Below are 19,093 nucleotides of genomic sequence, written 5' to 3'. Positions count from 1 at the left end.
CTGCCTGCCCCGCCCGCCCCGCGCCCGAATTAGCATTTCGGACATGGTGTACCTCACTGCGGAGCCAATCCGTTGACAGCCGCCGACGCGATCGTGCTCGCCGGCGGGCGGGCCAGCCGCATGGGCGGGGTGGACAAACCCGCCATCGTGATCGGCGGCCGCTCGATGCTGGACGCGGCGCTCGCCGCGGTCGCGGGTCGTGGGCACACCGTGGTCGTCGGACCGCACCGGCCGGAGCTGAATCCGGCGATCCGGCAGGTCCGCGAGGTGCCGCCGGGTTCGGGCCCGGTCGCCGCGATCGATGCCGGGCTGCGCGCGCTGGCCGGCTCCACCGCGCCGCTGGTGGTGGTGCTGGCCGCCGACATGCCGTTCCTGACACCCTCGGCCATCGCCGAACTGCTCAGGCACGAAGCGGAATCCGGCGCCGAGGCGGTCTTCGCCGCCGACGAGTCGGGCCGCCCGCAGTACCTGATCGGCGTCTGGCGGCGCTCCGCGCTCAGTTCCGCACTCGCCGAACTGGATTCGCTGATAAACCAGCCGATGAAGGCGCTGGTGCCCGCCGACACCGTGATCGTCGGCCTGGCCGGTGTCGCCGACTGCGACACCGAGGAAGAAGTACGCAAGGCGCGGGCACTGGCCGCCGACACCACGCCCATGACACTCGACGAGGCACGGAACACGCTGCGCGACAGCCTCACCCGGCTCACCGTCTACCGGACGGACCTGCCGAGCGTGCGCGGTGCGGCACTGGCCGCGCCGCTCACCGCGGCGGACGCGCTGCCCCGCTTCGACGTGTCCGCGATGGACGGGTACGCCGTCGCCGGGGACGGACCGTGGCGGCTGCGCCGCGACATCGGCTTCGCGGGCGGACAGCGCCCGGTCGGGCTGCTGCCCGGCGAGGCGGTGCGCATCGCCACCGGTGCGCACGTGCCCGACGGCACCACCACCGTGGTCCGTGACGAGTTCGTGCGGGTGGACGCGGGCAAGACCCTGCACCGGCTACCCGACACACCGATCCGTGACGACATCCGCCGCCGCGGCGAGGACCGCGGTCCCGGCGATCTGGTCGCGCCGGAGGGCGCGCCGGTGACCGCCGCGCTGATCTCGGCGGCCGCCAGCGTCGAGGTCACCGAGGCGGCGGTGCGCGGTCCGGTCCGCGCGCGCATCGTGATGACCGGCGACGAGATCCGCAGCGAGGGCCCGCTGCGCGCGGGACAGACCAGGGACTCGATCGGTCCGATCCTGCCCGACCTGCTCGCCGGATCGGGCATCCGCACCGTCGACCGGGTGCACCTGCGCGACACCCCCAACGGCTTCGACGAAGTCCTCGCCGCCGCAAGCGATTGCGATCTGCTCGTCATCGTCGGCGCGACGGGTGGCGGCGCGGCCGATCAACTCCGCGCTGCGATCGCGCGCGCCGAGTCCCGCGTGCTCGTCCCCCGTCTCCGCCTGCGTCCGGGCGGGTCCACCGTTGTCGCCGAAACAGAAGGTGGCACAACTATTCTCGGCCTGCCCGGGAATCCGTTCGCGGCCGTCGCCACCCTGTTGGCGCTCGCCCCCGCCATCGTCGAGGGACGGACCGGAGCACGCCCGGCCCGCCCGCTGACCGGCCCGCTGCACAACGCCGCCGACGTGTCGGGTCCGGTTCCGCGTATCGTTCCGGCGCGCATCGCGCCGGCCGGCGGCTGGATCGGCGACCCGACCGTGCGCACCGCCCATCTGGGCGGACTCGTCGACCGCGACGGCCTCGTCGTGGTGCCCGCCGAGGCGTCCGACGGGATTTCCGTGGAATTCCTACTTCTGCCGCTCTGAAAAACGGTCGCCGACCGGGGCGTCTCTACATATTTTCACTCTTCTCTTCCCCGATTGATTCCCGCTCGCTATGGTGATTGTCGTTAGGCGAATCCAATCACTTCGGAAAGGACCGAGTGGAGATGGCTGAAAAGTCGAAGAAAACGCCTAAGAAAATGCCCAAGCAGATGCCGAGGCAGCAGCAACAGCAGCGCCAGGAGCAGGGCATCGGCCGGTCAGGGTCGAATCCCAACGAGCGCATGACCGAAGAGCAGCGCGAGCGGGATCGGCGTCACGGCCAAAACTGAATGACTCCGAACTGCGTCTGCCGGTTTCTGCGGAACCGGCAGACGCGGTTCTTTCTTTACCCATCTTTTTCAATTCGGATGCTCGGCCCGGGTACGACGCCTCTCACACGGGTTTCGCGCACCCTGCGCCAAACCCTGGTAAGCCACACCTTTTCGATCGTCTACTGAAAAGATGGCTGTTCCATCCTCCGCGCGCGGTTACGAATCCTTCAACGGCGCCGTCGGCCGCACCACCGCCGACTCGACACCCGACTGGACGTACCCGCCCACCGCGCCGGAGGGCGCGCCCAACATCGTCGTGGTGCTGGTCGACGACATGGGATACAGCGACATCGGGCCGTTCGGCTCCGAGATCGAGACGCCGACGCTGGATCGGCTGGCCGCCGACGGTGTCCGCCTCACCAACTACCACACCACGCCGCTCTGCTCGCCCTCGCGCGCCTCGCTGCTGACCGGAATCAACGCCTACCGAGCCGGTTTCGGCTTCGTCGCAAACTCCGATCCCGGCTACCCCGGCCTGCGGCTCGAGCTCGCCGACGATGTGCTGACCCTTCCGGAGATCCTGCGCCACAACGGCTACGCCACCTACGCGGTGGGCAAGTGGCATCTGGTGCGCGACGCCACGATGAACCCCGCGGCGCACCGCGACTCGTGGCCCACTCAGCGCGGATTCGACCGGTACTACGGTTCGCTGGAGGGGCTGAACTCCTTCTACTACCCGAATCAGCTGGTCTCCGACAGCTCGGTGGTGGATGTCGAGGAGTACCCGGAGGGCTATTACCTCACCGACGACCTGACCGACAAGGCGATCGGCTACCTGAAGGACCTGCGCGCGCACGACACGACCAAACCGTTCTTCCTCTATTTCGCGCACGTCGCCATGCACGGTCCCTTGCAGGCCAAGCCCGAGGACCTGGCCAGGTATCGCGGCCGCTACGCCGCGGGGTGGGACGAACTGCGCCGGAACAGGTTCGCCGCCCAGCTCGCCGCGGGGATCTTCCCGCCGTGCACCGAGCAGAAGCCGCGCAACACCGAGCCGGGTTACGAAGCGGCCGAATGGGATTCGCTCAGCGACGAGGAGCGCCGCCGATTCGCCAGGTACACGTGCGCGCCGATCCGACCGAGCTGCACGATCTCTCCGCACGACATCGGGACAAGGTCGCCGAGCTGGCCGCCGCCTGGGACGAATAAGCCTGGGCCAACACGGTATTCCCGCTGCTCACCCGCCAGGATCTGGTCGCGCGACGGCCGGAGGAAGCCCGCTTCACCGCGCCGGTGCGCCTGCTGGCGGGCACCCCGACGCTGGAGCGCTACCGCTCCCAGCGCCTGATCGCCAACCGCGACTGCGAGATCGCCGTCGAGCTGGGCGGCTACCGGCCGGGCGACGAGGGCGTGCTGGTGGCGCACGGCGCTCCGCTGGGCGGCTACCTGGTCTACATCGAGGACGGGCGGGTGGTGCTCGGCGTCAACAGCTACGGCGACTACGCCGAGACCGCCACCGCGCCTCTCGCGCCCGGCGTCGGACGGATCACCGTCACCGCTCGCGTGCGGCCGCGACTGCGCTGGGATTTCCGCGTCGAGGTGCAGGGCGGCCCGCACGCCGAGCTGACCGACCGGGTGCAGCTGGTCGGCATGTCGCCGTGGACCGGCATCTCCGTCGGCGTCGACGCGCGCGGCCCGGTGTCCTGGGACCTGCGCGAACGCCGGGGTCCGTTCCGCTACACCGGCGACCTGCGCGCGGTCACCTACACGCCGGGTCCGGTCGGGGTGCCGCGTCCGATCATCGAGGCCGTCGAGCGCGAGGCGGAGTTCGTCGCCGAATGAAAACCCCTGCTCCACCGACCTTTCCACGCCCCGTCATTACCTCGCGGGTAATCGACGCGCGGCGCGGGCGGCGATACGTTCGGCGCACCGCTCGCCTCGCAGCGGCCCACCGCGTCGAAGGGATCGATCATGTCCGCGTTTGGCTTCGCCCACCTGCGCAGCCGCCGTCCGCACCCGGACATCCTGGAGTATCTGGAACGCATCCAGGACACCCTGGACCCGTTCGACGGCCGGTTCGTGATCCATGGACCGCCGGTCGAGGTGGTGGAAGGCGACTGGCCGGGCAGCATGGTGCTGATCGAGTTCCCGGACCTGACGCGAGCCAGGGCCTGGTACCACTCCCCGGCGTACCAGGCGATCCTGCGCCTGCGGGCCGATCACATCGACGGCGACCTGCTGCTCATCGAGGGCGTCGGCCCCGATTACGACCCGCGCGAACGAGCCGCGAAGCTGCGCGCGGAGTCCGTCGAGCACTGAGCCGGGTGTCGGCCACCGGGGCCGGTCGGATACCGTTTACCAGGCAGTATGCAGTTATTCGCGACAAAGGATGCGCCTGAATGGACGACAGTTCCCTGGTCTGGGACGACGGTGCCCTGGTCACCATCGACCAGCGCGGACTGCCGCACGAGGTGCGGGAGCTGCGCCTCGGCACGGTGGACGAGATCATCGAGGCGCTCGAGACGCTGGCCATCCGTGGCGCGCCCGCCATCGGGATCGCGGGCGCGTTCGGCGTGGTCATCGCGACCGCCGCGCACACCGCCGACGGCGTCGTCGACGAGGCGCGGGTGCAGGCCGAGGCCGACCGCATCGCCGCGGCACGGCCGACCGCGGTGAACCTGGCGTGGGCCGTCGAGCGGGTCCGTACCCGTGTTCCGGCGGGCGCCGACGCGGTGCTCGCCGAGACCCTGGACATGCTGGACGAGGACGGCCGCGTCAACCGGGCCGCCGCCACGCACGCCGCCGACCTGGTACAGCGGCTGTGCGCGGACCGGCCGCTGCGGGTGCTGACCCATTGCAACACCGGCCGACTGGCGACCAGCGCCTTCGGCACCGCGATCGGCGCGCTGCGGGTGCTCGCCGAGCGCGGCGCGATCGAGAACGTGCTGGTGGACGAGACCCGCCCGCTGCTACAGGGCGCACGGCTGACGGCGTGGGAGCTGGCCGAGGCGGGCATTCCGCACCGGCTGACCATCGACTCGGCCGCCGCGTGGGCGATGGCCACCGGCCAGGTCGACTGCGTGCTGGTCGGCGCGGACCGGGTCACCGCGAACGGCGACGTGGCCAACAAGATCGGCACCTACGCCGTCGCACTCGCCGCCCACCGGCACGGCATCCCGTTCATCGTGGTGGCTCCGGAGTCGACGCGGGACCCGAACACGGCCACCGGCCACGACATCGTCATCGAGGAGCGGGCCGCGGCCGAGGTGACCGGATTCGGCGGTGTCGCAACGGCTCCCGCGAACACCGAGGTCTTCAATCCCGCCTTCGACGTGACGCCGAGCGAGCTGGTCACCGCGGTCGTCACCGAGAACGGCGTGGTGCACGGTACGAACGGCGAAGCGGGAGAAGACGATTCGGCGGGCGCCGAACTCGCCGCGATCGCGAAGGAACTCTACGGGCGCGGCTGGATGCCGGGCACCGCCGGCAACCTCTCGGTGCGCGCGGGCGCGACCGCCGTGATCACCGGCAGCGGACTGTCGAAAGGCGAGCTGACACCCGCGGACATGGTGACCGTGTCCGTCGCGGACTCCACCCCGCTGCCGGGCCTGCGACGGAAACCCTCCGCCGAGACCACCATTCACACCGCCGTGTACCGCACCACCGACGCCGCGGCCGTCGTCCACGTGCACTCGCCGTACGCGACCGTGCTGGCGACCGAAGCGGGCGCGGCCGAGCGGGAAACCATCCTGCGCATCACCGATTTCGAACTCATCAAGGGACTCGGTTCCGCCGATCCGACGGCGATCGATATCCCGGTGTTCCCGAACTGGCGCGACGTGCCGCGCATCGGCGCCGACATCGAACGCTATCTGCGCGACAATCCCTCCGCCCCACCCGTGTTGTGCATCGCCGGGCACGGCATCACCACCTGGGGGGAGAATCTCTCCCGGGCACGCGATCGCGCCGAATGCCTGGAAGCCCTGTGCGAGCTGGTGATTCGCACCGGGCGCAGGCACGCCTTCGCCACCCCCGCCGAGCCACTCGAGATTGGACCGACATGACCCTGCTCCAGGTGATGGCCGCCGACAACGCCGCCGACGTGCGCGTGCGGACCACCGACGACACCGTGATCGCCGCCGAACTCGCCGCGCACGGCATCACGTTCGACCGCTGGCCCGCGCTCGACGACGCCGCCGCGATCCCCTCGGACGACCTGCTGGCCCACTACGCCGACCGGGTCGCCGAGCTGAACGACGCCGGCCGCTACAAGCACATCGATATCGCGCGCATCCACCCCGACGACGCGAACCCCGAGTGGCCCGCGATCGCCAAGGGCGCCCGCGAGAAGTTCCTGAACGAGCACCGGCACGCCGAGGACGAGGTGCGCTACTTCGCCGCAGGCCGCGGCTGCTTCTATCTGCACCTGGGCGACGAGGTGCTCGCGGTGGTCTGCGAGGGCGGCGATCTGCTGTCGGTCCCCGCGGGCACGCTGCACTGGTTCGACATGGGCACCCGGCCCGATTTCATCGCCATCCGCTTCTTCGAGGAGGAGGACGGCTGGGTCGGCGACTTCACCGGCGACCGGATCAGCGAAGGCTTCCCCACCCTCGACGAACTGCTCACCGCGTCGTGACCCGGGCGATCGTCCTCGATATCGAGGGCACCACCAGCCCGACCAGTTCCGTGCGCGAGGACCTCTACGGCTACACCCGGGATCGGCTGCCGCAGTGGCTGGCCGACAACAGCGCGGACGCGGCGGCGCCGGTCCTCGCGGGCGCCAGGGAACTGGCCGGACGCCCGGACGCGGACACCACCGAGGTGGCCGAGATCCTGCGCGGCTGGCTCGGCTCGGACGTGAAGGCCGAGCCGCTCAAGACCGCGCAGGGCCTGATCTGTCACGAGGGCTTCCGCAGCGGCGCACTGCACGGCGAGTTCTTCCCCGACGTCGCGCCCGCGCTGGCGGCATGGAAGGCCGCGGGGCTGACGCTGTACGTGTACTCGTCGGGTTCGGTGCGCAACCAGCGCGATTGGTTCGCCTTCGCGCGCGGCGGCGAGCTCGGTTCATCGATCAGCGGGTATTTCGATCTGTCCACCGCGGGCCCGAAGCGCGAGGCCGCGTCCTACGACAAGATCGCGAGCGCGATCGGCGTGCCCGCCGACGAGATCCTGTTCCTCTCCGACCATCCGGAGGAACTCGACGCGGCCGTCGCGGCGGGATGGTCGGCCATCGGAGTGCACCGGCCGGGCGAGCCCAATCCCCCGCGCCCACCGCACCGGTGGATCGACTCCTTCGCGGAGATCGATCCGGCCTGATCGTCCGGTTCCGGGCCCCTACCACCCGGACGCGGACAGGCGTGCCGGGTATCAGGCCCCGGAGACACGCACCTGCGCACGCACGGCGCCGATGCGGCCGTGCTGGACCGTCGCGAAGATCCGGCGCGCGTGCACCGCGATGGGGCTGGTCGACCAGGGCGCCAGCGCGGTGGTGAACATCAGTTCGCACCAGGACAACGCGGGCACGTCGCCCGCGGCCAGTGTGGCGATCAGCGACATCTCGGTGTCGTTCCCGGCCCAGGCGGCCAGCAGCCAGGCGGCGTCCAGGCGGCCGAGGAACTCGTCCGCGTCCTCCGGAGGGCCGTGCGGCGTATCCACCGCGAGGTGCACCGCCGCCGCGATCGCGTGCCGCATCTTGGCGTCGAGGCCGATGGCGTCGTGCAGCAGCAGCGCCTCGAGCGCGGCCCGCAGCTCGACGCCGGGGTCCACCGTCGGCTTCCCACCCACCGGACCGATATCTCCTGCGTTGCGGATCATGGGCAACCCTTCCTCGATGTCGTTGTTCCTCTGGGTGTCGACTGCGCGTAGATGCCTGCCGGACCTCGGGTCGAACGCCCCGGCGTCGACCAAACTGACCAGCGCGCCCGGATTCCAGTCCAGGCTGCCGAAGACCTGGCACCAATCCAGGGCCGGATTGTCCTCCGAGCAGACCAGATCCAGCACCAAGCCGGACATGGACGCGGTGCATGCCAAGGCGACGGTGTCGATGTCCGGTTCGGTCACGACGAGGCGCAGGGTGGCCTCCGCGTGGCCCGCGTCGGCACGAGCACGGCCCGCCAGCCACACTGCCCGGTTCGCGGCGGCCATCGCCCCCGCTAGACGATCGTCGTGCGGATGGTCGATGTCGCCGTCCAGAAACGGTCCGTACCACAGTGCCCTGCCCTCGTCACCGCAGACCGCGAATGTGCCGTTGGCACAGTTCGCGGCAGCGGCCAGCGAGATATGCGGTACCAAACCGATGTCATCAACCATGAGCACTCACTCCCCGCAATGTTCGCGCAATCCGTTGTCGTCCGAGATCGATCCACAGTGTCGCAACTAATTGCCCGACCTCGCCGATAAACGGATCAAATACGTTTCCCGGACCGTTGTCCAGGCGAAGTGGGACTTGCCGCGCGCCCTGTGAGGTACCTACACCGTCCAGTGGAAGTACCGCCGAGCCGGTGACCCGTTCACCACCACGGCATTTATCCCGCAACACATTTCGACAGCGTAGCCCGACCGGTCCCGGCCACTACCCGCCTTCGCCCGATCAGGTTTCGCCCCAACCGATTTCACGCAGGCGCGGCCCGTGGCACGCCGACGGGACGCCGCGCCGAGAAGTCGACGGGCGGGCGCGGTGCCGAACGTGCTACCCGAAAACCACTCTGCCGCTAGGGGTTCACGGCGGACCCAGCAGTCCGAGAGCCGTTGACCGCGGCCGACCGTCCCACACCGTGCGACGCCGCCTGCGGCGTGCGGATGCCGAGGAAGAATTGCATCCGGCCCGGGTGGTTCCCGGAATCCACCCGGAACAACTGCACGTCCAGGCTGAAGTGCTCGCCCGTTTCGATATCGCGCAGCCGCATTTGCGGGCTTTCCCGGCCGTACGCGGTGCCGCCCGCGGCCCACATCCGGCGGAATTCCGGATACTGCCCGAGTTCGTCGAGCAATTCGGTGGACCAGTCACCACCCGCAGACTGCCCGATGAGTCCGCGTAGCCAGTCCACGGTGAGCGCGGCCTCGCGCTCCCATTCGACCATCACCCGCCTGGACAACTCGTTGCCGAAGAACCAGCGCAGGATGTTCACGTCCTCGAGCAAGCCGGGGAAAATCGCAGCGTAGGGGCCGTTGCACGACAGGACGTTCCATCGGGTGTCCAGGTAGCCCGCCGCGTTCGGCTCGTGCACCACGAGACCGTTGCGCATGTCCTCGGTGATCTCGGCACGCAGCTCGGCGACCGTCGGAGCCGAGGCCTCGGCCAGTCCGGCCAGGTCGAACAGGTGCCTGCGCTCGGCATCGGAGAGCGGCGCGACCCGGTGCAGGTATCCGATGAGCGCCTCCACCACCACCTTGGTCGGGTGCGCTCGGTCGCCGCCTTCCAAGTGCGTGATATAGCTCGAACTGACCCCCGCCGCGAATGCCAGCTTTTCCCTGGATACCCGCCGGTCGTCGCGGAATCTACGCAACAACCCGCCGAAGGTCGGCGGACGCAGCAGATCTCCTGGACTGACTTCGGTCGACTTGCGTGACACAGCTATTCGCTCCTATGAAACCGTAGATGTATCAACCAATTGGCTACTTCCAGGTGGCAGCGGTGTCGAAGCTCCCGAGATGTCGGCGCCGCGGCCACAAGGGGGTTGTCCATGGCTCCAATCGTTCAACGATCTCGACTGTTACTCATAGCGGACGATATTAACTGATATCCCTTCTTTATATTCCATACAAGCTTCGTGTCATGGCTACAATTCGGCAATCTTCATGGCCGTGAAAATCGACCTCCACCACGGCCATTCACATCGAGCCGCCGATTCGGCAGTAGTCCGAACGACCGGGCCGATCGGTCCCAGGACCAGATTCCACGCCATTTCCAACCGGTCGGTTTTCTATTCGCGAAAAGTCGCCGCGCCCAAGCACATTCGGCCGGTCAGATTTCTCGCACCGGGAAAGGCGGCCGAGCCGGGAAAGAATCGACGCACGAGTGCGCGTGTCATCCGGCCGCGGCGACCGCCTCACCGATCCGCCGAGCGCGCGTCTGCGGGCGCTCGGCGGACTCGATCGCGTCGACGAGTTGTCGGCGTCGCGAAGGGGAGAGCGCGTCGAAGGCCGGTCGCACGCCCGCCGCAGCCAACGCGGCCGCCAGATCCTCGGGCACCTCGACCGTCCGCTCGGCGGTGTCGCGGCTCAGGGTGACCACGACGGTGTCGCCGGGTCCCTTGCCGAGCCGCTCGCGGATCGCCTTCAGCATGCCGAGACACGGTCCGCCGCCCATCGACACGATGGAGCCGGTGTACTCGATGCCGTCGAAAGCGGCCCGTACCGGAATCCGCCCTCCGCCGCCGAGCGCGGCGACGACGTCGGCGGGTACCGCGATATACGCGCGCCGCCACCCCGCGCGGTCTGGATTTCGGCCTCGAATCGCTGCATACGCGGAACGTAATCATCTCACCGAGGGCTGTCGCCGGACGACGGCAAACAAATGGCGAACCACAAGTCTCTGGACGAATCGGGGTTCGACATGGTAGCCACGAGGGCAGTGGGCGGCGCCACAATTCGGCCCGAACAACCCCTGTCGGTTGTGTTAACGATTGTAAACCGCCCGAGAACCCCCGGTTTCCAAAGCTTCACCGGCAAGGCCCCGAAACACCCGCCCGCTGCCGCATTCAACCCGGTCAGCCCTCATCGGCCCAGGTCACGTGAATGTCATCGACAGCCGATCGCAACCGCCCAGTGACCGCCAGGTTGCCGCGACCTCACAACTCACCGGCGGCTCTCGCGCGCTGTGAGAGAATCGTTTGGCCGCGCGTCTTCACCTCCTTACAGTCGGTGCAACAGCCCGATTTCACAGCTCGAAGGGGGCGTCGTGGTTAACTCACGCACTCATGTTTCGGCACCCTCCGATCCGGCGGGCGCGCTTTCCTCCGACGCCGGTGACGCATTGCTCCGGCTGGGCAAATACTTTCAGCGCGGTGAGGTCTCCGCGGACCAGCGCAGCCTGCACAAGGTCGGTGGCCGCCAGGCCGACGAGTTCTACCGCGACCGCTGGGCGCACGACAAGGTGGTGCGTTCCACCCACGGCGTGAACTGCACGGGCTCGTGCTCCTGGAAGATCTACGTCAAGGACGGCGTGATCACCTGGGAATCGCAGCAGACCGACTACCCCTCGGTCGGCGCGGACAAGCCCGAGTACGAACCCCGCGGCTGCCCGCGCGGCGCGTCCTTCTCCTGGTACACCTACTCCCCCGCCCGGGTGCGCTACCCGTACGTGCGCGGCACCCTGCTCGAGCTGTACCGCGAGGCCAAGGAACGGCTGAAGGATCCCGTGCTGGCCTGGGAGTCCATCGTCGAGGACCCCGAGAAGGCCAAGCGCTACAAGTCCGCCCGCGGCAAGGGCGGTTTCGTGCGAGCGGAATGGTGGGAGGCCGCCGAGATCGCCGCGGCCGCGCACGTGCACACCATCAAGCGCTACGGCCCCGACCGGGTCGCGGGCTTCTCGCCCATTCCGGCCATGTCGATGGTCAGCCACGCGGTCGGCGCCCGGTTCATCTCGCTGCTCGGCGGATCGATGCTGTCGTTCTACGACTGGTACGCCGACCTGCCGGTGGCCTCGCCGCAGGTATTCGGCGATCAGACCGACGTGCCGGAATCGGCCGACTGGTTCGACGCGGGCTACCTGATCATGTGGGGTTCCAACGTCCCCGTCACCAGGACCCCGGACGCGCACTACATGACCGAGGCCCGCTACCGCGGTCAGAAGGTGGTCGTGGTCTCCCCCGACTACGCCGACAACACCAAGTTCGCCGACGAGTGGGTAGCCGCGCGGCCGGGAACCGATGCGGCGCTCGCCATGTCGATGGGTCACGTGATCCTGAAGGAGTTCTTCCTCCAGCGCGACACCCCGCGGTTCCTCGACTACGTCAAGCGCTACACCGATCTGCCGTACCTGGTCTGCCTGGACGATCCGGAGGGCTGGGACGCCGAGGGTGTCTACCACCACGACGGCGCGCTGGCGGGCAAGTTCCTCACCGCCGCCGATCTGGGCGAGACCGCCGAGGGCGCGGCGCACAAGCCCGTGCTGCTGGACGACGCCGGAAACCCCGTGGTGCCCAACGGTTCCCTCGGCCACCGCTTCACCGAGGGCGACGCGGGCAAGTGGAACCTGGACCTGGGCGACGTCGACCCGCTGCTGAGTCTCTATGGCGCGGAAGGCAATCAACCCGTCGCGGTGCGCCTGCCGCGCTTCGACACCGACAAGGCGGGTGTGCTGCTGCGCGGCGTCCCGACGATCACGGTCGCGGGCAAGCGCGTGACGACCGTGTTCGACCTGCTGCTCGCGCAGTACGGCGTCGGGCGCGACGGACTCCCCGGTGAATGGCCGACGGGCTACGACGACGCCTCCACCCCGTACACCCCCGCATGGCAGGAGACCATCACCGGCGTCCCGGCCAAGCAGGCCGAGCGCATCGCGCGCGAATTCGCCGACAACGCCGACCGTTCCGGCGGACGTTCGATGATCCTGATGGGCGCGGGCACCAATCACTGGTTCCACTCCGATCAGATCTACCGCGCCTTCTTCACCCTCACGCTGCTCACCGGCTGCCAGGGCGTGAACGGCGGCGGCTGGGCGCATTACGTCGGGCAGGAGAAGTGCCGCCCGGTGACCGGTTGGTCCACTCTGGCTTTCGGCCTCGACTGGCAGCGCCCGCCACGCCAGATGCAGGGCACCGTGTTCTGGTACCTGACCAACGATCAGTGGCGCTACGACCCGTTCACCGCGCAGTCGTTCGCCTCGCCGCTCAGCAAGGGCGCGTTCGCGGGCCGCACCGCGGCCGACAACATCGCGCTGGCCAGCAGGCTGGGCTGGATGCCGAGCTACCCGACCTTCAACCGCAACCCGCTCGACCTCGTCGACGAGGCCGAGGCCGCGGGCGCCACCCCGGCCGACCACGTGGTGGCCGGGCTGAAGTCGGAAGAACTGCGCTTCGCCTGCGAGGACCCGGACGACCCGGAGAACTTCCCGCGCTGCCTGACCGTCTGGCGTGCGAACCTGCTCGGTTCCTCCGGCAAGGGCAACGAGTACTTCCACAAGCACCTGCTCGGCGCGGACTCCAACCTGCAGGCCACCGAGGCGACCGGCGTGCGGCCGCAAGAGCTGGTCTGGCGCGACGAGGCGCCGTCCGGCAAGCTGGATCTGCTGCTCTCCCTGGACTTCCGGATGACGAGCACCACGCTCTTCTCCGACATCGTGCTGCCCGCGGCCACCTGGTACGAGAAGCACGATCTCTCCTCCACGGACATGCACCCGTTCGTGCACGCCTTCTCCCCCGCGATTTCCCCGCCGTGGGAGGCCAAGACCGATTTCGAGGCGTTCCACCGGATCGCCCGCGGCTTCTCCTGGATGGCCGAGAAGCACCTCGGCAAGCGCAAGGACATCGTCGCGGTGCCGTTGCAGCACGACTCGCCGGATGCGCTGGCGCAAGCGGGCGGCCGCGTGCTGGACTGGAAAGCCGGTGACTGCGAACCGATTCCGGGCAAGACCATGCCGAAGCTGGTGGTCGTCGAACGCGACTACCCGAAGGTGGCCGAGAAGATGGCCGCGCTCGGCCCGCTGGTCGACACCCTCGGCGTCACCACCAAGGGCGTCACGACCTATCCCGACCAAGAGGTCGAGTACCTGGCCGGGATGAACGGCACCGTGGTCTCGGGTGTGGCGCAGGGTCGCCCGTCGCTGGCCAAGGACACCCACGCCGCCGAGGCCATTCTGGCGCTCTCCGGCACCACCAACGGCCGGCTCGCCGTCGAGGGCTTCGAGGCGCTGGAGCGCCGCACGGGCACCAAGATGGCCGACCTGGCCGCCGAGCACGAGGGCAAGCGAATCACCTTCGCGGACACCCAGGCTCGGCCGGTGCCGGTGATCACCTCGCCGGAATGGTCGGGCAGCGAGACCGGCGGGCGCAGGTACTCGCCGTTCACCATCAACACCGAACGGCTCAAGCCCTGGCACACCCTCACCGGACGCCAGCACTTCTACCTCGATCACGACTGGATGATCGAGCTCGGCGAGCAGCTGCCGATCTTCCGGCCGCCGCTCGACATGACCGCGCTGTTCAGCGAGCCCGGCGTGGGTTCGGTGACCGAGAAGGGCGTCACCGTGCGGTATCTGACGCCGCACTCGAAGTGGTCGATCCACTCCGCCTACCAGGACAACCTGCACATGCTCACGCTCTCGCGCGGCGGTCAGTCGATCTGGATGTCGGACAAGGACGCCGCGAAGATCGGTGTGGCCGACAACGATTGGATCGAAGCGATCAACCGCAACGGCATCGTGGTCGCGCGCGCCATCGTCTCGCACCGCATGCCCGAGGGCACCGTGTTCATGTACCACGCGCAGGACCGCGCGGTGGACGTGCCGCGCATCGAGGGCACCCCCGAGGTGAACGACGCGCGCGGCAAGCGCGGCGGTATCCACAACGCGCTGACCCGGATCATGATCAAGCCCTCGCACCTCATCGGCGGGTACGCGCAGCAGTCCTTCGCACTGAACTACCACGGCCCCACCGGAAATCAGCGCGACGAAGTGACAACCATCCGCAGGCGCTCGCAGAAGGTGGAGTACTGATATGCGTGTCATGGCTCAGCTCGCCATGGTGATGAACCTGGACAAGTGCATCGGCTGTCACACCTGCAGCGTCACCTGCAAGCAGGCGTGGACCAACCGCGGCGGCACCGAGTACGTCTGGTTCAACAACGTGGAAACCCGTCCCGGACAGGGTTATCCGCGCCAGTACCAGGACCAGGAGAAGTGGAAGGGCGGCTGGACGCTCACCAAGCGCGGCAAGCTGACCCTGAAGTCCGGTTCGCGAATGAAGCGGCTGCTCAATATCTTCGCCAACCCGGACCTGCCCACCGTGTCGGACTACTACGACCCGTGGAGCTACGACTACGACAACCTGCTGTCCTCCCCCGCCATCGACACCACGCCGGTGGCGCGGCCGAAATCGCTGATCACCGGCGAGGACACGAAGGTCACCTGGGGCGCGAACTGGGACGACGACCTCGGCTCCGGCCCCGAGCAGGTGGGCAAGGACCCGCTGCTGAACCGGCTCTCGGACAAGGTGAAACTGGAGTTCGAAGAGACCTTCATGTTCTACCTGCCGCGCATCTGCGAGCACTGCCTGAACCCGTCGTGCGCGGCGTCCTGCCCGTCCGGCGCGATCTACAAGCGCGCCGAGGACGGCATCGTGCTGGTGGACCAGGACAAGTGCCGCGGCTGGCGGCAGTGCATCACCGGCTGCCCGTACAAGAAGATCTACTTCAACCACAAGACGGGCAAAGCGGAGAAGTGCACCTTCTGCTACCCGCGTGTCGAGGTCGGCATCCCGACGGTGTGCTCGGAGACCTGCGTCGGGCGGCTGCGCTACATCGGCGTCATGCTCTACGACGCGGACAAGGTGCAGGAGGCTGCGTCGGTCACCGACACCAAGGATCTGTACCCCTCGCAGCTCGGCGTCTTCCTCAACCCGCACGACCCGCGGGTGATCGCCGAGGCCGAGCGCGCCGGGATCTCGCCGGAATGGATTCAGGCGGCGCAGGATTCGCCGGTCTACAAGCTGATCGTGGACTACCAGATCGCGCTGCCGCTGCATCCGGAATACCGCACCATGCCGATGGTCTGGTACGTGCCGCCGCTGTCGCCGGTGGTGGACGTGCTCACCGAGACCGGGCACGACGGAGAGAACCACGCGAACTTGTTCGGCGCCATCGACGCGCTGCGCATCCCGGTGGAGTACCTGGCCGAACTGTTCACCGCGGGTGAGATCGGTCCGGTGCGGGCTTCGCTGCAAAGGCTCGCCGCCATGCGGTCGTTCATGCGGTCGGTGAACCTCGGCGAGGAGCCGGACCCCTCGATCGCGCCGTCGGTGCGGTTGGAGCCCGAGGAGATCGAGTCGCTCTACCGGCTGCTGGCCATCGCGAAGTACGAGCACCGCTACGTGATCCCGCAGGGCGCGACTTCGCAGGCGCACGAACTGGATTCGCTGGCCACCGGGTGCAGCCTGGACACCGACGGCGGGCCGGGCATGACGGCGTTCGACCAGATGGTGGAGAAGTTCCACCTGACCGACACCAATGGCGCCGCACCGGATGAGAAGTCGAACCGGATCAATCTGCTCAACTGGGACGGGAAGAGCACCACGGGGTTGGTTCCGTCCGGGAACGGCGCTGGGCCAAATGGTGCTGAGTCCAACGGCGCTGGATCGAACGGCTCGGCAGCCAACGGCGCCGGGCACAACGGCGCGAAAGCTAACGGCAGCAACGGCGCTGCCGCGGGAGAGGCCGTGAACGGCAGTAACGGCGCTGCCGGGAACGGTTCGTCCGACGTGTCCGCGACGTCTAGCGGGGCGTCCCGATGAGTCTGCTGAAGCTGCGGCGGCGGCCCGAGCCGGCCGTGCGGATGGCCGAGCGCGAGCGCCGCCTGGTGTGGCGGCTGGTCGCACTGCTGCTCGACTACCCGAGCCGGGAGACGCTCGCTATGCTGGACCAATTGTCCAGTGCGGCAGAGCAACTGCCCGACGAGGTGCGGCCGCAGCTGGCCGGACTGCTGACTCATCTGCGCACGACGTCGCCGATCGACCTGGCCGCCGACTACGTGGCGACCTTCGACCTGCGGCGGCGCGCCAGCCTGCACCTGACCTTCTACGCCTACGGCGACACCCGCAAGCGGGGCATGGCGCTGCTGCGTTTCAAGCACGCCTACCGGCACGCCGGGGTGGAGCTGGGGGATCAGGAACTGCCCGACCACCTGCCCGTGCTGCTCGAATTCGCCGCGACGGTGGACCCGATCGGTGGTGAGCGCCTGCTCGGCGAGCACCTTCCGGTTATCGAATTGCTACGACTCTCGTTGTCCGACAGCGGTTCTCCGTACGCGGGAGCGCTGGCCGCGGTGGTGGCCACGCTGCCGCCGCTCACCACGGCCGATCGTCGGCGCATCGCCGAGCTCGCGGCCGAGGGACCGCCGGAGGAAGAGGTCGGCCTCGAGCCCTTCGCCATGGACCCCACGATGTTCGCTCAATCGGAAGGCCGTCGATGAACGCCGTCCTGCACCTGCCCGTCGAATTGTGGCTGATCCTGCCGTACGTCGCGTTCACCTCGTTCGTGCTCGGGCACATCTGGCGCTACCGCAACGATCAGTTCGGCTGGACCACCCGGTCCTCGCAGATCTACGAGAGCAAGCTGCTGCGGCTGGGCAGCCCCCTGTTCCACTTCGGCATGCTCGGCGTGTTCTTCGGGCACGTGCTCGGCGTGCTGATCCCGGAGTCCTGGACCGCGGCGGTCGGCATCAGTGACCACACCTATCACCTGATCGCCGTCGGCGCCGGTTCGGTGGCGGGGCTCTCCGTGCTGGCCGGTGTCGGCATTCTGCTCTACCGCCGGTTCACGGTGACCGCGGTACGCAAAGCCACCACCGCCAACGACAAGCTGATGTACGCCCTGCTCACCGCCGCGCTGGTCACCGGCCTGACGAACACCTGGGGCGCCAACCTGCTGTTCGGCACCTACAACTACCGCGAAACCGTCTCTCCCTGGTTCCGCAGCCTGTTCACCCTGAACCCGCAACCGGAACTGATGGTCGACACCCCGTGGCCGTTCCAGCTCCACGGGCTGGTCGTCCTGACCTTGGTCGCCCTGTGGCCCTACACCCGCCTGGTCCACATGTTCAGCGCCCCCGTCGGCTACCTCACCCGCCCCTACATCGTCTACCGCCACAAGCAACCCAACGCCACCGACACCCGCCGCTACGCGCGCGCCTGGGACGCCCCGGTCACCCCGGACCGCTGGCGCTGAATTCCGATGCCAATTCGCCCCCACCGCGATCGGGTGGGGGCGAATTCTTTTGGTGGGGACAGTCGTTCGCAGCTCAGGCGTTGTCGTAGGCGTCGCGCAGGACTTTCAGGTCCAGTTTGGACATGGTGCGCAGGGCGGTGCCGACGGCGGCGGTTTTGGGCGGGTCGGTGCCGGACAGCAGGTCGAGGAGGGGTGCGGGGACGACCTGCCAGTGCATGCCGTAGCGGTCGACGAGCCAGCCGCATTCGCCGGGTGCGCCGCCGTCGGTGAGGGCGTCCCAGAGGCGGTCGACCTCGTCTTGGGTGTCGACCGTGACCTGGATAGAGGCGGCGTCGGTCTGCGGGTGGCCGGGGCCGCCGTTCATGAATGTGACCGACTGGCCGTCGAGTTCGAGGGAGACCACGAAGGCCGAGCCGTCGGGGTGGCGGGTGATGTCGGTGACGCGGGAGCGGGGCACCAGTTCGACGTAGCGGGTGGCGGCCTGCTCGGCCTCGGACTCGAACCAGAAGAAGGTGGTGACGGCCATGATGGGCTCCTTTGAATGGTTTGACCTTGCTGTCACCCGTTGGTCGGAGCCGATTCGAGGGCTTCGACATACTTCGGCGGAAATCTCGAGAATTTTTTCCGGCGGTTCAGGCGCAGTCCGGAGCCGGCGCGTCCCGGAACAGGGGATCGCCCGTCGGCGGAGCGTAGACGACGTCGAGAACCAACGGCTCCGTCCCGAGATTCTGGCCGATGTGCACGTTCCACTCCCCCGCCGGTTCGTAGATGAAATCCCCGGCGCGATACACCGGCGCCACACAATCCGGCCCGGGATGAGTGAGCGTGCCGGATCGAACGAACCCGAAGACCGGCCCGTCGTGAAAGTGCCACCCGGTGGACCCACCCGGCCCGATCGTGATCTCCCGAGCCACCAGATCGGTCCCCGCCACGAACGGCAACAGCCCCGCCGGAATCTGCGCCTGCCCAAGGGTGACCGCCGTGATCTCCGACCCGGGCGTACCCTCCGCCCGCCCCACCCCGACCAGCGACCCGCCGAGCGACCCGCCGAGCGCCGCCACCACGACGACCCCGCGCACAATGGGCATCATCGCCGCAGCGTATCGAGCCCGCGACAGTCACGGAAGGGCCGA

The 19,093-nt window shown here is 68.5% G+C and carries 15 protein-coding genes and 1 pseudogene; 11 read left to right on the top strand and 5 right to left on the bottom strand.

The genetic code is table 11. The features are described 5' to 3' along the window. The first annotated feature begins 72 nt into the window (after positions 1–72). From AC3ERS_RS15525 to mtnC, 7 genes and pseudogenes are all read left to right on the top strand, one after another. A complete protein-coding gene (locus tag AC3ERS_RS15525; RefSeq protein WP_431967931.1) occupies positions 73–1,812 on the top strand; it encodes an NTP transferase domain-containing protein in 1,740 nt (579 codons plus the stop codon). 122 nt (positions 1,813–1,934) lie between these two features. Continuing rightward, positions 1,935–2,099, top strand: a complete 165-nt coding sequence (locus AC3ERS_RS15520) for a hypothetical protein (RefSeq protein WP_431967929.1) — start codon at positions 1,935–1,937, stop codon at positions 2,097–2,099. A 172-nt stretch (positions 2,100–2,271) separates the two neighbouring features. Further along, positions 2,272–3,683, top strand: a pseudogene (locus tag AC3ERS_RS15515) (sulfatase-like hydrolase/transferase); the annotation flags it as partial. Positions 3,684–4,052: 369 nt separating this feature from the next. Further along, positions 4,053–4,400, top strand: coding sequence for a DUF1330 domain-containing protein (locus AC3ERS_RS15510; protein ID WP_431967927.1), 348 nt, complete (start codon positions 4,053–4,055; stop codon positions 4,398–4,400). Between the two features lie 80 nt (positions 4,401–4,480). Further along, complete coding sequence (mtnA, locus tag AC3ERS_RS15505) at positions 4,481–6,145, top strand: S-methyl-5-thioribose-1-phosphate isomerase (protein WP_431967925.1); 1,665 nt, start codon at positions 4,481–4,483, stop codon at positions 6,143–6,145. Then, positions 6,142–6,717: a 1,2-dihydroxy-3-keto-5-methylthiopentene dioxygenase gene (locus AC3ERS_RS15500; protein ID WP_431967923.1), complete on the top strand. Its 576-nt coding sequence runs from the start codon at positions 6,142–6,144 to the stop codon at positions 6,715–6,717. The genes mtnA and AC3ERS_RS15500 overlap by 4 nt, the downstream gene beginning before the upstream one ends. Next, positions 6,714–7,397, top strand: a complete 684-nt coding sequence (gene mtnC, locus AC3ERS_RS15495; protein WP_431967921.1) for an acireductone synthase — start codon at positions 6,714–6,716, stop codon at positions 7,395–7,397. Before AC3ERS_RS15500 ends, mtnC begins: the two co-directional genes overlap by 4 nt. Positions 7,398–7,448: 51 nt before the next feature. Here mtnC and AC3ERS_RS15490 read toward each other — a convergent pair whose 3' ends face one another. From AC3ERS_RS15490 to AC3ERS_RS15480, 3 genes are all read right to left on the bottom strand, one after another. Further along, positions 7,449–8,390 (bottom strand): hypothetical protein, encoded by a 942-nt coding sequence (locus tag AC3ERS_RS15490; RefSeq protein ID WP_431967919.1) that lies wholly within the window; start codon positions 8,388–8,390, stop codon positions 7,449–7,451. A 401-nt stretch (positions 8,391–8,791) separates the two neighbouring features. After that, complete coding sequence (locus tag AC3ERS_RS15485; protein ID WP_431967917.1) at positions 8,792–9,652, bottom strand: helix-turn-helix transcriptional regulator; 861 nt, start codon at positions 9,650–9,652, stop codon at positions 8,792–8,794. Positions 9,653–10,107: 455 nt separating this feature from the next. Further along, complete coding sequence (locus AC3ERS_RS15480) at positions 10,108–10,443, bottom strand: YdeI/OmpD-associated family protein (protein ID WP_431968007.1); 336 nt, start codon at positions 10,441–10,443, stop codon at positions 10,108–10,110. A 537-nt stretch (positions 10,444–10,980) separates the two neighbouring features. Between AC3ERS_RS15480 and AC3ERS_RS15475 the strand changes: the two genes are divergently transcribed. The 4 genes from AC3ERS_RS15475 to narI are packed head-to-tail and all read left to right on the top strand — an operon-like array spanning position 10,981 to position 17,960. Continuing rightward, positions 10,981–14,736 carry a nitrate reductase subunit alpha gene (locus tag AC3ERS_RS15475; RefSeq protein ID WP_431967915.1) on the top strand — a complete coding sequence of 1,252 codons (3,756 nt, stop codon included), beginning with the start codon at positions 10,981–10,983 and terminating at the stop codon, positions 14,734–14,736. A gap of 1 nt (position 14,737) precedes the next feature. Continuing rightward, on the top strand, positions 14,738–16,528 hold the full coding sequence (gene narH / locus AC3ERS_RS15470; protein WP_431967913.1) for a nitrate reductase subunit beta: 1,791 nt from the start codon (positions 14,738–14,740) through the stop codon (positions 16,526–16,528). Further along, complete coding sequence (gene narJ, locus AC3ERS_RS15465; RefSeq protein ID WP_431967911.1) at positions 16,525–17,205, top strand: nitrate reductase molybdenum cofactor assembly chaperone; 681 nt, start codon at positions 16,525–16,527, stop codon at positions 17,203–17,205. The genes narH and narJ overlap by 4 nt, the downstream gene beginning before the upstream one ends. After that, positions 17,202–17,960 carry a respiratory nitrate reductase subunit gamma gene (gene narI / locus AC3ERS_RS15460; RefSeq protein WP_431967909.1) on the top strand — a complete coding sequence of 253 codons (759 nt, stop codon included), beginning with the start codon at positions 17,202–17,204 and terminating at the stop codon, positions 17,958–17,960. The genes narJ and narI overlap by 4 nt, the downstream gene beginning before the upstream one ends. Positions 17,961–18,033: 73 nt before the next feature. Here the strand turns inward: narI and AC3ERS_RS15455 are convergent, their stop codons facing one another. Both AC3ERS_RS15455 and AC3ERS_RS15450 read right to left on the bottom strand, forming a co-directional pair. Further along, positions 18,034–18,486 carry a VOC family protein gene (locus AC3ERS_RS15455; protein ID WP_431967907.1) on the bottom strand — a complete coding sequence of 151 codons (453 nt, stop codon included), beginning with the start codon at positions 18,484–18,486 and terminating at the stop codon, positions 18,034–18,036. A 106-nt stretch (positions 18,487–18,592) separates the two neighbouring features. Further along, positions 18,593–19,051, bottom strand: a complete 459-nt coding sequence (locus tag AC3ERS_RS15450) for a cupin domain-containing protein (protein ID WP_431967905.1) — start codon at positions 19,049–19,051, stop codon at positions 18,593–18,595. Positions 19,052–19,093: the final 42 nt, after the last annotated feature.

The organism is Nocardia sp. bgisy134 (assembly GCF_057708325.1).
The sequence above is the reverse complement of the archived record's forward strand: the minus strand, read 5'-3'. Positions and strand labels throughout refer to the sequence as shown.

Excerpts from the sequence above, each read along its gene's own strand:
- AC3ERS_RS15450 (WP_431967905.1), bottom strand. The coding sequence starts at position 19,051 with ATGATGCCCATTGTGCGCGGGGTCGTCGTGGTGGCGGCGCTCGGCGGG.
- AC3ERS_RS15500 (WP_431967923.1), top strand. The coding sequence starts at position 6,142 with ATGACCCTGCTCCAGGTGATGGCCGCCGACAACGCCGCCGACGTGCGC.
- narJ (WP_431967911.1), top strand. The coding sequence starts at position 16,525 with ATGAGTCTGCTGAAGCTGCGGCGGCGGCCCGAGCCGGCCGTGCGGATG.
- mtnA (WP_431967925.1), top strand. The coding sequence starts at position 4,481 with ATGGACGACAGTTCCCTGGTCTGGGACGACGGTGCCCTGGTCACCATC.
- narI (WP_431967909.1), top strand. The coding sequence starts at position 17,202 with ATGAACGCCGTCCTGCACCTGCCCGTCGAATTGTGGCTGATCCTGCCG.
- narH (WP_431967913.1), top strand. The coding sequence starts at position 14,738 with ATGCGTGTCATGGCTCAGCTCGCCATGGTGATGAACCTGGACAAGTGC.
- AC3ERS_RS15490 (WP_431967919.1), bottom strand. The coding sequence starts at position 8,390 with ATGGTTGATGACATCGGTTTGGTACCGCATATCTCGCTGGCCGCTGCC.
- AC3ERS_RS15510 (WP_431967927.1), top strand. The coding sequence starts at position 4,053 with ATGTCCGCGTTTGGCTTCGCCCACCTGCGCAGCCGCCGTCCGCACCCG.
- AC3ERS_RS15455 (WP_431967907.1), bottom strand. The coding sequence starts at position 18,486 with ATGGCCGTCACCACCTTCTTCTGGTTCGAGTCCGAGGCCGAGCAGGCC.
- AC3ERS_RS15520 (WP_431967929.1), top strand. The coding sequence starts at position 1,935 with ATGGCTGAAAAGTCGAAGAAAACGCCTAAGAAAATGCCCAAGCAGATG.